Origin of the sequence: Cohnella pontilimi, assembly GCF_005049045.1 — a bacterium.
Taxonomy (GTDB): Bacteria; Bacillota; Bacilli; order Paenibacillales; family Paenibacillaceae; genus Cohnella; species Cohnella pontilimi.
Genome location: NZ_SUPK01000008.1, coordinates 157,179 through 169,640 on the forward strand (window position 1 = coordinate 157,179; position 12,462 = coordinate 169,640).

The window sequence follows — 12,462 nt, forward strand, 5'->3', positions numbered from 1 at the left end:
ACGACGTGCCGCTGTAAGATAGTGTGAGTGACTTAGGGATGTGCGTAGTCGGGTCGGGTGCCGCTGTAAGATAGTGTGACTGACTTAGGGATGTGCGTGGTCGGGTCGGGAGTCGCTGTAAGATTGAGGAGAGAAGGATAACGGCCGCTCCTCAATTCAGACCGAAATCCAAATCCGGATACACGTATGGGTCGTCGGCGGGTTTGATTTTCACGGCTTTCTCCAGCTTCAGGTTCATGATTTCACGGCCATTGTAGGTTGTTTTCCCCAGCGTTCCGGTTATGGTCAGCCAAGTGTCTTTCGCGTATTGTGCGTCTTCTGTACCAACCACCATGACGCCGTACGGCAAAGCGTCCGCCGTGCAGCATTGTACGGCGAACCGGCCGAGAATGAACCGGTCGCTGCCGGTTGACTCGTCCCGGTAGACGAATCCGCTGATGGTCAGCTTTTTACCGACGAAATGGTCGAGGAACATATCGAGCGTCGTCAAAATTTCCATGTAGCTTTTTTCCGTGACGATGATCTCTTGCTGCCCATAAATTTTCTTCCCATAATTCGCGTAGGACTCGGAAAACTGATCGGCCGGGAACAGAGCATCAAGCCCGGTCGGCGCGGGTGTGGAAGGTTCGGCAGGAGCGGGAGAAGGAGAGGGCTCCTTGACCTGCTGCTTGAACGCCGAGGAAGCGGACAGATTGATGCCTTTCTTGCCGGCCATCGAGCTTCCGATAATCGTGTCGGGCGTTACGAACGCTGTGAGCAGAGGGACGACAAACAATGCGTACATCCCGGCGCTCCGCCATACCGGGCCGGAAGAAGGGTGCGCGCAATCGCAGGAAACCTCGTCCCGGTTACCGTTCCATGCACGGATTGCCTCATACAATTGAACGGCGGCAATCACATACATGCCCATGGCGGCGAGTTTGACGTAAATTGTCATGCGCGGCGCGATATACAAGGTCAAATTGTCATTCTGCACAAGACGGATGATATAGAAAGCGAAGCCGCCCAATATCAGTGCGCGGATTAAATGATGCAAAGTATGACGCAGGTTGATCGACGGTAGCATCGGCTTCACCTCAAGTTCAGGATGGCAGGAACAGCTTTTCCAGCAGGATGGACGCAGCCAGCACCAACACGACGATGAGCACGGTCAGCTTGGCGACGAAGCGGGTACGGAAGACGGCCAGCATCATGAGCGTGTTTTTGAAATCGACCATCGGGCCGAGCACCAGGAAGCTGAGAAGCGCGCCCTTGGAAAAAGTTCCGGCGAAGGAGGCGGCGACGAAGGCGTCGGATGTGGAACAAAGCGAGATGATATAGGCAAATCCCATCATGAGCAAATGGGAGCCGATCAAACCGCCGCCCATCGAGACCAATTCACCCCGGCTGACGAACGTCTGGATGACGGCGGTCAGGAAACAGCCGATGACCAGGTATTTGCCCATTTCGAAAAATTCGTCGGAGGCGTGCGTGAACATTTGCAGTACTTTGTTTCCGCCTCGATGATGGTGTTCATGGTCGTGGCTATGTCCGTGGTGATGATCATGGTGATGGCCGTCATGCGCATGCGCGGGAGGTTCCGCTTTCAACGGGTCCCGCTTCAGGAATAGATAAAGAACCCAACCGACCGCGGCGGCTACGACAAAGGCAAGGCCCATGCGGTAGTACGCCATTTCGTGCTGCGTCCGGAAAGCCATGTATGTAGCGGCGTAGGTGACCGGATTCAAAATCGGAGCGGCGAGTATGTAGGCGATGCCGAGATAGGCCGGCATTCCTTTACGGATTAAACCGCGCACGATCGGAATCATGCCGCATTCGCACACCGGCAGCAATACGCCGAGCAGACAGGCGAGAAGGACGCCGGGAATCGGGTGGTTCGGGATGATCCGGCGAATCAAGGAATCGGAGACGAACAAATGAAGAGCCGAGGACACGACGACTCCGAGCAGTATGAACGGAAGCGCCTCGAGGAAAATGCTGACGAATACGGTCTTGACGCTCTGCCACTGTTCCGGCTGGAAAGCGGCAAGCCAAGACAAAGACGGAACCGCGCGGTTCGTGAAAATCAGGTACAGGAAAATCAGACACCCTGCGGTAAGCAGGTTTAACGTCCAGCGGTACACAGATTGAGGCAAGATCGCGGCCCTCCCTGATCGAACTGCTTAGGAATCAGTATACGATATTCAAGGGGACCGGTATATAGACAAGTTATTTGGGGCGGATCGTGAATAAGACGAGCAGGCAGGCGAGCGCGCAAGAGGCAGCCAGTACGAAAAACAGCGTCTCCATCGAGGATTTCATCAGCAGAGCGCCGGCAGGCGGGCCGGAGGCAACCCCGATAAACCGCATGCTGCTATAGATGGACGTCACGGTCCCCCGCTGCTCCTTGCCGATGCTCTCGGTAAGCAGTGCGTCCAGGCAGGGAAGCGCCGCGCCGAGTCCAAGCACGCAGACGGCCAGCATGCCGATCAGCCACCACGTCGATTGGCTCGCGGCAACGGCAATGACGACGAGCGCTCCGGTCGCGATCGCCAGCCCGATTGTGCTGATCCATTTCATGCGCACCTTGCTGTCGCCGATCCATCTTCCCGTCAAGTAGGCAGCCGTGCAAAGGACGGCCAGCGGAACCGCGAGGACCAAGCCTTTGGTCACGCCATGCATCCCCCGGTCTTCCAGCGATTCGGACAAATAAAACAACGCGCCGAAAAGGAGAAACATACTGATGCCGCCGATGACCAGTATTCCGTACAGCCAGCGGCCGCGTTTGCGGAATAGGTCACCGATGGACTTCAAAAATTGCCGTGGATGCAGGGGTTCCCGTTCATCGTCTACTTTCGGCTTTTTCACCAGAAACGCTACCATGACAAAGGACAGCAGACTGAATACCGGAATTGCCCAAAAGGGCATATACCAAGCCCATAAACCGAGCAAGGAACCGAGAATGGGGCTGAGCACTTTGCCGAACGTGTTGGACGTCTCCACGATCCCCAGGCCGCTGCTTACGTCCTCCTCCCGTTTGAACAAATCGCCCACAAGGGGAAAAACCACGGGAAAGCATCCCGCTGCTCCGAGTCCCTGGAGTAAACGGGCGCCTATAATCACCGGGTACGGTTTATCCATGGCGACGGAGGCCCAGCCCGCTGCCCCTCCAGCAATCGCGACGATCATAAGTCCGGGAAGAATGACGATTTTCCGGCCGTAGCGGTCGGACAAGTAACCGGCGACGGGAATGAAAAAAATGGAGACTGCGGCGTATACGGTGATGATCAGGCTGGCTTGAAAAGGGGAAATCAGAAGCTTTTTTTGGATCTCCGGCAAGACGGGGATCAGCATCGAATTCGCCAGCGTCATGGTCAGAGGGATCGTGGAGATGGAGGCAAGATCCCATTTTTTGCTCGATTCCACTTGGATTCCTCCTGATAAAAAAGACAGGCTTCCGCTTCTGGAAGCCTGTTTCCGGTGCTCCGGTCAACAAAGGCATACTTTCCGAGTATGACCCGAACGCCCGCTGATTAGTCGCGGGTGCGTCAAAGATGGCATGAAAGGTACAAAAACAATAAGACTTTCTTTTCAGGGAAACATACCAATGGAGGGATCATCATGAACGATACGGGCATGAGAGGCCAAGTGGCGGCGGTAACCGGCGGAGGTTCGGGAATCGGACGGGGAGCGGCCAAGCGTCTCGCCCGGGAGGGCGTCAAGGTTTGCCTGCTGGACCGGAACCTGGAGGAAGCGGAGCAGGTGCGCAAGGAAATCGAGCAAGAAGGCGGAGAAGCGATGGTGGTCGAAACCGACGTGGCTGTCGCTGAGTCTGTGGAAGCCGGCATGCGGCAGTTGATCGAGCGTTGGGGCCGGCTGGATATCGTGTTTGCCAACGCGGGCATCAACGGTACTTGGACGACGCTTGAAGATCTTTCGGTCGAGGATTGGGACCAAACGCTGGGGATCAACTTGCGGGGTACATTTTTGACGGTCAAATATGCGGTTCCGCATTTGAAACGGCAGGGAGGCAGCGTCATCATCACGAGCTCGGTCAACGGGACGCGGGTTTTCTCCAATACGGGGGCGAGCGCGTACAGCTCCAGCAAAGCGGGGCAAGTCGCGTTCATGAAAATGGCGGCTCTCGAGCTCGCCGAATACAAAATCAGAGTGAACGCGATATGTCCGGGCGCGATCCGGACGAATATCGGACGGAACACCCAAATTACCGATGAAGCCAACGAAGCTAAAATTCCGGTGGAATATCCCGAAGGGCAGATGCCGCTTCAGCACGGACCGGGTTCGCCGGAGCAGGTCGCGGAGCTGGTGCTGTTCCTCGCGTCGCCGCGGTCTTCGCTTGTGACCGGCACCGCTGTGTACATCGACGGCGCCGAATCCCTGCTCGTCGGGTAATGTCGGTTCTATTCCGCGTCTCCGCCGAATATCGTGGATTTATTCGCGCAAAGAGACGACGTGAACGAGCTGCGGTCCGGCCGTCACCTTGATGACGCCGTGGCCGGCATCATACTCGGCGGATCCGGTGCTTACGGCTGCGGAGGGCTCGGCGCCCAGCAGATAGAATACGTCGTCGGCCAGCGTGCGGATGCAGACGTCTTTTTCGTTATCGTCCAATTCGTTCCAGTCCGTATCATTCATTTCGAACGCTTCATAAAATTTAGGGATCGTTGCCAAAGCATTCGACAAGTCGTCCAAAATCCGGTCATAGGCTCGTGTGTAGCGGATGGTCAACACGGTCACTCCTTTTCATTTTGCTTCATTATATGCCGTGCTCTCGCTTTAGCCAACCTTTAGGTGCCTTCCAGGCAGTTTCCCTTCCTTGCCGGTGCCGCTTCATATATAATAGATAAGGCTTGGAAGGTCGGCTGAAGACAAAGAGAGAGGGGGAGACCGGCACGGTACGACAGCAAGGATGGAGATACTGGCTTGCGAAGCCGTTTATCTTCTTCACCATCATCATGCTTCTCAAAATATACTTAGCCAAATTCGTGATCTACAACGGGGGCTCCCCATGGCTTCCTCTTATAACGGGTCTTCCGTCCTTATGGGTGGTGTTCGCGCTGATCGAATGGTTGGCGCCGAGACGGAAATTCGGCGTATATGTGGCAGCCAACCTCGTCATGACCTGTATCTATTTCGCGGTAATTATGTATTACAAATACTTCGGCGTCATTGTGACGTACCATGCTTTGCAGCAGGTCGGTCAAGTGACCGAAGTCCGCGGCAGCGTCTTTTCGCTTTTGCATCCGTATTTTCTTCTTATTTTTATCGATAACGCGGCGTTCCTGATTTTAATGGCGTTTAGCCGGCGCTTCCGCCAATGGAGCAAGAAGTTCGCGGTGCGGGAGCCGAAAAAGGTTGCCGTTGCCGTCTTTGCTTTGTCTCTCGTCGCTTGCTTGGCCATTGTGTGGCAAAACCGGGACAGCGTCAATGAGCTGAAGCAGGCGGAACAAATGGGCATTCTCAATTACGAAGCCTACGCGGTTTACGCCAGCTCGAAGGATTCCGCCGTGGATGCCAAAGACGTAACCCCGGAAGCGGTCGCCAAGGCGAAAGGCATCAAGGAGCCTGCCGCGCCGGCTTACATGGGGACGGCCAAAGGGAAAAACCTCATCGTCATTCAAGTGGAAGCTCTCCAGAAATTTCTCCTGAATACGGAAATCGACGGAGTGGAACTTACGCCGAACCTGAACAAGCTGGTCAAGGAGTCGCTGTATTTTCCGCATTTCTATCAAATGGTCGGGCAGGGCAATACGGCGGACGCCGAGTTCGTAGTGAACACGTCGTTTTTGATTCCGCCGTACGGAGCGGCTTCGCAGGATTACGGCGGCTTGAAGCTTCCCAGCATGCCGAGAGTATTGGCAGCCAACGGTTATGAAACGGCGACGTTCCATACGAACGACGTCAAGTTCTGGAACCGCAATGAGCTTTACAAAGCGCTCGGCTTCGGCCGATATTATGACAAAGAGTATTTCGGAGACGATGACCTGGTGTTTTTCGGTTCCTCCGACGAAGTGCTGTACCGCAAAACGTCCGATAAATTGCTAGAGATGAGCGAGTCCGGCAAACCTTTTTACGCTCAACTGATCACCATGTCGTCCCATCATCCGTTTAATATTCCGGAAGGCAAAGTCAAGCTCCAGCTGCCCGACCGCTTTCAAGGCACATTGGTCGGCGATTACATTACGGCCCAGAACTATGCGGACTATGCGCTCGGCCAGTTCATCGCCCGGCTTAAAGAGACCGGCCTTTGGGACAAGAGCGTGATCGTGCTCTACGGCGATCACATGGGGCTTCCGATTTACTCGCTTGACGGGCACGAGCGGGATTTGATGCAAGAAATTTGCGGCCGCGAGTACCGGTTCACGGAGATGATGAACATCCCGCTGCTGATGTCTGTTCCGAGCATGGAACCGCAGGTATTGACGCAGTTGGGCGGGCAGGCGGATATTTTTCCGACGGTGGCCAACCTGCTCGGCATCTCACTTAAGGATCACATTCATTTCGGTCAGGATTTGCTCAATCAGCCGTCCAACCTGCTGCCACAGCGTTACTATCTGCCGTCCGGATCCTTCGTTTATGACAAAGGAATATTCGTACCGGGAGAAAACTTCCGGGACGGCACGAAGTATCCGTTCGACGGAGCGTCCGCGGCTTCCTCCGACGTGACGGAGGACCAATACCGCAGAGCCTTGCAGCTGCTCCGGATGTCCGACAGCTATGTCAACAGTTTACCCAAGCACGATTAACTACCATACAGAGAGAGATTGAAGAGGGGAAGAAACTGAAGTGAGTTTGCGTAACATCGATTGGAGGAAATTCGCCCCGCTGGCGTTGATGCTGGTATTCCCGTTTCTCGGGCTGATGTATCAATGGATCAACAAGCCCGACCAGGAAGTGTACATGCTGGTCACGGCACTTGACCGCGCGACGCCGTTCGTGAAGTTTTTCGCCGCTCCGTATGCAGTGTGGATTTTCTACATTTATGTGTGTCTCGTATACTTTTTCCGGAAGAACATCACCGTCTACTACCGGGGGCTCCTCACTTATATCGTTTGTGCGCTGACCTGTTATCTCATCTATTCGGTGTTTCAAACGACGGTGCCGCGCCCGTTGGTGACCGTCGACGATCCGTTCACCTGGTTGGTGAGCTATATTTACAACCGGGATTTGCCGTTTAACTGCTTCCCAAGCATTCACTGCTTCTCCAGCTACATGGTCATGAGGCTCGTATGGACCAGCTCGTTCCGCAACAAATGGAACGTCACGCTGATCACGACCATGTCCACGCTGATCATCCTGTCCACTTTGTTCGTGAAGCAGCATGTCATTTTGGACGCGGTGGCCGGTATCTTGTTAGTCGAAGTGTGGCTGGCCGTGATGATGCTGATCGAGGTGTCCGTCAGAGAATCGCGGGCGCGTCAACATCGGCAGGAAAAGAGAACGTATGGCGCCTGAGGCGCGACAGAGGGCTGTCCTTCACAGTTGAAGGACAGCCCTCTTTTTAGGGATTTGAATATCCATTTACCTCAGGACGCCTTTTTCGCAGGAATCGGAGAAATAACATTTAGCAATCTAAAAGAAATGCAATCTCAACTGAGATGTTAAACTACCATTATAGTGATATTGGCTATTGATATTTGACCTTTACGAACGTATGTTCTATAATTGGGGAGGAATACGGCAAAGACGCCGAAAATTTTGTTTCATTTGGTCCGTCGAATAATTTTTTTCCTGCTTCATATGAAAATAACCGTGTGGCGCCAAGGCGCAGATCAGCGCATGAGCCGTTAAAGTCGGGTCGGCCTGCGCACCGGATTCGGAGGCCGCGATTTCCGCCAGCAGCTCCGACATCCGCTGCCTTACATAAGAATAAAGCGGCGATTGGAAGAAGGTAGCCGCCCGGCTTTCCTCCGCCTCCATCATCTGATGAGCTTGAACCGTCATGATCAGCTCCGCCTTCTTCTCGATCATGTCGATCCAGAGGTCGAGGATGGCTCCGAGCCGTTCTTGCGGACTCAGGTTTTCATTTTTCTTCAAATAACGCTCGATCTGTTCCATGAACTCCCGGCTGAAGTCTTGGATCAGATCCAGACACAGATCTCCTTTGTGGGCGTATCGTCTATATAGCGTACCTTGCCCGACACCGGCGGTTTTGGCGATTTGATGCATGCTCACGGCGTTCACGCCATGTTCGTCGAACAGCTTTTCGGCTGTTTGCAATATTTTTCTTCGATGTTCCGCCGCGTCTTTTCGTTCTTGACGAACTGTCATGATTCCCACCTCTCGATTCCAAAATTAGCTTGTTTTCGGATTGACAACCGGACAATTGTCCGGTAACATCAAAATGAAAACGGACAATTGTCCGTTTATCTCATTCGTTTCTCCTGGCAGCGCCCATATATGTCCTTATTGTACCCTCGCACCTGCAGGCGGTCAATTCGGACGGCAGAGAGGCTGCGCGAGGGGAAAGCGGTATTTAGGATAGGAGGATATCCATGTCGTCAACATCCGGTAATACCCCCGCTGGAGGCACGTTATCCATGCGGGAAATCATGGGCCCGTTGGTTGCGATCATCATCGGGATCTTCATGGTAATTTTGGACGGTACCGCGGTGAATGTCGCGCTGCCGAAGTTAATGGAGGAATTCCATTTAACCAACATGTCGTTGGTGCAGTGGACGGTAACCGGCTATGCGCTCGCTCAAGCGGCCGTTATTCCGCTCGCCGGCTGGCTGTCGGACCGGTTCGGAGCGAAGCGTGTTTTTCTCATTTCCATCGGCCTGTTTACGATCGGCTCCGGCCTGTGCGCCTTGGCCAACTCCGTGGAAATGCTTGTCGTCTTCCGCGTGCTGCAAGGACTGGGCGGCGGAGTGGTGGCACCGATTGCTATGGCTTTCATCTACCGGCTCTCTCCGCCTGACAAAGTCGGCCAAGTGATGGGCATGATGGGCGTTCCGATTTTGCTTGCACCGGCGCTTGGCCCGGTGCTGGGCGGCTGGCTCGTGCAGAACGCCTCGTGGGAGTGGATTTTTCTGCTGAATCTTCCGATCGGCGTCATCGGAATTCTGCTTGGATTGCGCACGCTGCCCAACATTGCCCGTCAATCGGTTCCCGGACTCGATATGCTCGGCATCGTGCTGGCTCCCATCGCGTTCGCCGCGCTGGTGTACGGCGTTTCCAGGGGAGGAACACCGAATCCGGTCACCCATAAACCGATGTGGACGGACAGCTTGACCATTACCGGCATGATTGTCGGAGCCGTGGCGCTCATCCTGTTTATTATAGTCGAGCTCAGACGCCAAAATCCGCTGCTGGAGCTTCGCGTATTCCGTTCGGGTAATTTCACCAAAGGCATCGTCGTACAATGGATTTCCCAAATGGCGATGTTCGGCACATTGTTCATGGTTCCGCTGTTCCTGCAGCAATCCCAAGGCTATTCGCCGATCAAGACCGGCTTGCTCATGCTGCCGCAGGCGCTGGCTTCCGGACTCTTCATGCCGCTCGGCGGCAAACTCTCCGACAAATTCGGCGCTCGTCCGCTTGTATTTGCCGGTATGGCGATTACCACCGTTGCCGCCATTCTCCTGTCGAATATATCGGCAGACTCTAGCGATCTGGCGATTATGCTGCCGCTCGCCATGCTGGGTGCTGGCATGGGTCTGTTCATGATGCCGCTCAATACGCATCTGATCCAGTCCGCGCCACAAAACCTTGTCGGCCGGGTTACCTCACTTACAAACGCGGCGCAACAAGTGGTCATGTCTTTTGCCGTCGCAGGTCTGACCACGCTAATGACGACTCGCATGAATGATCTGATCGCGGCACAAAAAGCGCCGGTTAAGGACATTCGGCCGTTTTACGCAGATGCGTTCGGCCATACGTTCGGGATTCTGGTTTATGTAGCGATCGTGGGCGGTCTCCTTGGCTTCATGCTGTCCCGGCCCAAGCGGGCCGCTTCCGAAGGAAAGGACGGTGCGGAAGGCGCCGAGGCTCATCTTATGGTATGACTAAAGTGCCGCAATAATGGACGACCCCCGATGAGCAAGCTCTCGGGGGTCTTTTGTATGGTAGCGCAACCGCGTGATTTTTCCTTTTATCACTTGCACGAAAACAACGATAGCCCTGCCTCTCCATCGTTCTTGCGGCTCCTAGGCCGCGCCAGTGAGAGTTCGTGTTCCTTCCAGCAGCCGTCTGATCATGAGATAGTTTAAGGAATGTGCTCGAGTAACGGAGGAATATTGCTCGTACGAGGAAAAATCTGTGGGTTACTTTCTACGAATAGCTATTATATAATATAAAAGCTGATTATGTCAACTCTCATTTAAATCAAGAGATATATTATACAGAAAACAGGCGTATCTTACACAATGAATAGGAAAATGAATCAACAAAATAAAATTTGGCTTGTTTTGTGATAACTATGCATTTTTATTCACATAATGAATATTCGCTCGGTTGCTTGGAATAGAGAGTGTCGTTCAACTAAGGTTTTTCGACAATTCGCTAGGGTACTTCAAAATCAAAGTATTCGAAGATATTTATAAAATTTCGCTTATGTAACCGCTTACGGTTAGATTATGGTAAATTTCCATCTCTTTACTACGTGAGATAAGGTGACATCTAAAAAATACATGATTGCGGATCATTCGTATTGATAGTAGTATTGAATTATTGTTCGGTGACCTACAAAAAGACAGCGCGAAAATCGACATGAAGCTCGCGACTGCCATCGAACGAAATTGATGAGAGGGGTTTAGGGGATGAAGTTAAGAAAGATTTTCAGCACCGCACTTGTCATTTCCTTAATCGGCGCTTCCCTTGCGGCTTGTGGCGGCAAAAGCGGCTCCGGTAAAGACGAACTGGTGTCGAACTATCGCGCCGATCCGCCTGCATTGGACGTATCGATCGCGGAGAGCTCCGCAGCGTTCACGCTGCTGGGTGCCATCAGCGAAGGTCTGTATCGTTTGGACAAAGACATGAAACCTCAACCGGCTCTCGCGGCGGATTTCCCGAAAGTTTCGGATGACGGCCTTGTTTATACGATTAAACTGCGCGACGGCATCACTTGGTCCGACGGCACGCCGGTAACGGCGAACGATTTCGTCTACTCCTTCCAGCGCACGCTGGATCCGAACACGAAAGCGACTTATGCGTTCGTTGTGGCCTGGATTAAGGGCGGCGAAGCGATTATGAGTGCCAAAGACAACGCCGCTATCGAAGAAGCGAAGAAAAATCTCGGCGCGAAGGCGATCGACGAGAAAACACTGGAAATCACGCTGGACCACCCGGTTCCGTTCTTTACTTCCATGCTCTCGTTCTTGACTTTCTACCCGCAGAAGAAAGACTTCGTAGACCCGCTGGGCGACAAGAGCGGCGCAGACGCCGACAAAGTTATCGGCGCCGGTCCGTTCAAGCTGACGAAGTGGGAGCACGACCAAACGCTCGTCCTCGAGAAGAACGACAAGTACTGGGACAAAGACAACGTGAAGCTGAAAAAAATCACGCTGAACGTTGTGAAAGACACCGGCACCGGTCTGAACCTGTATGAAACGGGCGCTACCGACGTTGCCGAAGTCAAAGGCGACCAAATGGCTGCTTACAAAGGCAAACCGGACCTGCAAATCAGAAGCGAACTCGTAAACGGCTATCTGAACTTCCAGTTCAAGAAAGTTCCGGCGTTCGCCAACAAGAAAGTCCGCGAAGCGTTCTCCATGGCCATCGACCGTCAAGGTCTCGTAGACACCGCACTGCGCAACGGTTCTGTAGCTGCTACCGGTTACGTTCCGAACGGCAACCTCGACGGCAACGGCGAAGAGTTCCGTAAACTCGCAGGCGACCTGGCGCCGAAGTTCGATCCGGCGAAAGCGAAGCAATTGCTGGCCGAAGGATTGGCGGAAGCCGGCATCTCGTCGATGCCGAAGCTGTCCATCATCGGCGACGATAACGAGAACGACAAGAAAATTTTGGAGTTCGTCGTTTCCCAGTGGAAAGAAAACCTGGGCGTAACGGTAGAGGCAAGCCCGATGCCGCACAAAAACCGCCTGGAAAAAGAGTTGGCTAAAGAATATCAGATCGTCAGCACCCGTTGGGGCGCCGACTATAACGATCCGATGACCTGGCTTGATATGTACCTCAAGGGCGGTCCGTTCAACACCCAAGATTGGGAAGGACCGGAGAACGACAAATACACTGAGCTCGTAAAAGCCGCTTCAACCGAGCAAGATCTGAAGAAACGTTCGGATATGCTTGTAGAAGCCGAGAAGATTCTCATGGGCGAAGCTGCTGTTACACCGATTTACTTCCGCTCCACTCCGTTCGTCGTCAATCCGAAGCTGAAGGACATGATCATGCCTCCTTACGGACCGGACTTCGAGTGGAAATGGGCTCACTTCGAATAAGCTTAAGCTGAAGAAACGCTTGAAATAATTAAGCTAATGCATTGCATGAAGAGGGCCGTTCTTG

Annotated in this window: 10 protein-coding genes; 5 read left to right on the forward strand and 5 right to left on the reverse strand. The window is 53.5% G+C overall.

Going from position 1 to position 12,462, the window contains the following annotated elements; translation table 11 throughout:
- Positions 1-151 precede the first annotated feature (151 nt).
- The 3 genes from E5161_RS16505 to E5161_RS16515 form a co-directional block, all read right to left on the reverse strand.
- Complete coding sequence (locus tag E5161_RS16505) at positions 152-1,066, reverse strand: TIGR03943 family putative permease subunit (protein ID WP_136778938.1); 915 nt, start codon at positions 1,064-1,066, stop codon at positions 152-154.
- A 16-nt stretch (positions 1,067-1,082) separates the two neighbouring features.
- Positions 1,083-2,135 carry a permease gene (locus tag E5161_RS16510; RefSeq protein ID WP_136778939.1) on the reverse strand — a complete coding sequence of 351 codons (1,053 nt, stop codon included), beginning with the start codon at positions 2,133-2,135 and terminating at the stop codon, positions 1,083-1,085.
- Between the two features lie 73 nt (positions 2,136-2,208).
- Positions 2,209-3,405, reverse strand: coding sequence for an MFS transporter (locus E5161_RS16515; protein WP_136778940.1), 1,197 nt, complete (start codon positions 3,403-3,405; stop codon positions 2,209-2,211).
- 195 nt (positions 3,406-3,600) lie between these two features.
- On the opposite strand from E5161_RS16515, the gene E5161_RS16520 reads away from it, so the two are divergent.
- Complete coding sequence (locus E5161_RS16520) at positions 3,601-4,392, forward strand: SDR family oxidoreductase (protein ID WP_136778941.1); 792 nt, start codon at positions 3,601-3,603, stop codon at positions 4,390-4,392.
- A gap of 39 nt (positions 4,393-4,431) precedes the next feature.
- Here E5161_RS16520 and E5161_RS16525 read toward each other — a convergent pair whose 3' ends face one another.
- The gene (locus tag E5161_RS16525; RefSeq protein WP_136778942.1) at positions 4,432-4,728 is read right to left on the reverse strand and encodes a hypothetical protein; all 297 of its coding nucleotides are present in this window, start codon (positions 4,726-4,728) and stop codon (positions 4,432-4,434) included.
- Positions 4,729-4,850: 122 nt separating this feature from the next.
- On the opposite strand from E5161_RS16525, the gene E5161_RS16530 reads away from it, so the two are divergent.
- Together E5161_RS16530 and E5161_RS16535 are read left to right on the forward strand one after the other, a co-directional pair.
- Positions 4,851-6,746: an LTA synthase family protein gene (locus tag E5161_RS16530; RefSeq protein WP_342773879.1), complete on the forward strand. Its 1,896-nt coding sequence runs from the start codon at positions 4,851-4,853 to the stop codon at positions 6,744-6,746.
- A gap of 40 nt (positions 6,747-6,786) precedes the next feature.
- Positions 6,787-7,455 (forward strand): phosphatase PAP2 family protein, encoded by a 669-nt coding sequence (locus E5161_RS16535; RefSeq protein WP_136778943.1) that lies wholly within the window; start codon positions 6,787-6,789, stop codon positions 7,453-7,455.
- A 204-nt stretch (positions 7,456-7,659) separates the two neighbouring features.
- Here E5161_RS16535 and E5161_RS16540 read toward each other — a convergent pair whose 3' ends face one another.
- Positions 7,660-8,271 carry a TetR/AcrR family transcriptional regulator gene (locus E5161_RS16540; RefSeq protein ID WP_136778944.1) on the reverse strand — a complete coding sequence of 204 codons (612 nt, stop codon included), beginning with the start codon at positions 8,269-8,271 and terminating at the stop codon, positions 7,660-7,662.
- A 224-nt stretch (positions 8,272-8,495) separates the two neighbouring features.
- Here E5161_RS16540 and E5161_RS16545 point away from each other — a divergent pair, with 224 nt between their 5' ends.
- Together E5161_RS16545 and E5161_RS16550 are read left to right on the forward strand one after the other, a co-directional pair.
- On the forward strand, positions 8,496-10,007 hold the full coding sequence (locus tag E5161_RS16545; RefSeq protein ID WP_136778945.1) for a DHA2 family efflux MFS transporter permease subunit: 1,512 nt from the start codon (positions 8,496-8,498) through the stop codon (positions 10,005-10,007).
- A gap of 753 nt (positions 10,008-10,760) precedes the next feature.
- Positions 10,761-12,398 carry a peptide ABC transporter substrate-binding protein gene (locus E5161_RS16550; protein ID WP_136778946.1) on the forward strand — a complete coding sequence of 546 codons (1,638 nt, stop codon included), beginning with the start codon at positions 10,761-10,763 and terminating at the stop codon, positions 12,396-12,398.
- Positions 12,399-12,462: the final 64 nt, after the last annotated feature.

Coding starts and splice junctions, on each gene's coding strand:
- E5161_RS16520 (WP_136778941.1), top strand. CDS start 3,601: ATGAACGATACGGGCATGAGAGGCCAAGTGGCGGCGGTAACCGGCGGA.
- E5161_RS16545 (WP_136778945.1), top strand. CDS start 8,496: ATGTCGTCAACATCCGGTAATACCCCCGCTGGAGGCACGTTATCCATG.
- E5161_RS16540 (WP_136778944.1), bottom strand. CDS start 8,271: ATGACAGTTCGTCAAGAACGAAAAGACGCGGCGGAACATCGAAGAAAA.
- E5161_RS16550 (WP_136778946.1), top strand. CDS start 10,761: ATGAAGTTAAGAAAGATTTTCAGCACCGCACTTGTCATTTCCTTAATC.
- E5161_RS16505 (WP_136778938.1), bottom strand. CDS start 1,066: ATGCTACCGTCGATCAACCTGCGTCATACTTTGCATCATTTAATCCGC.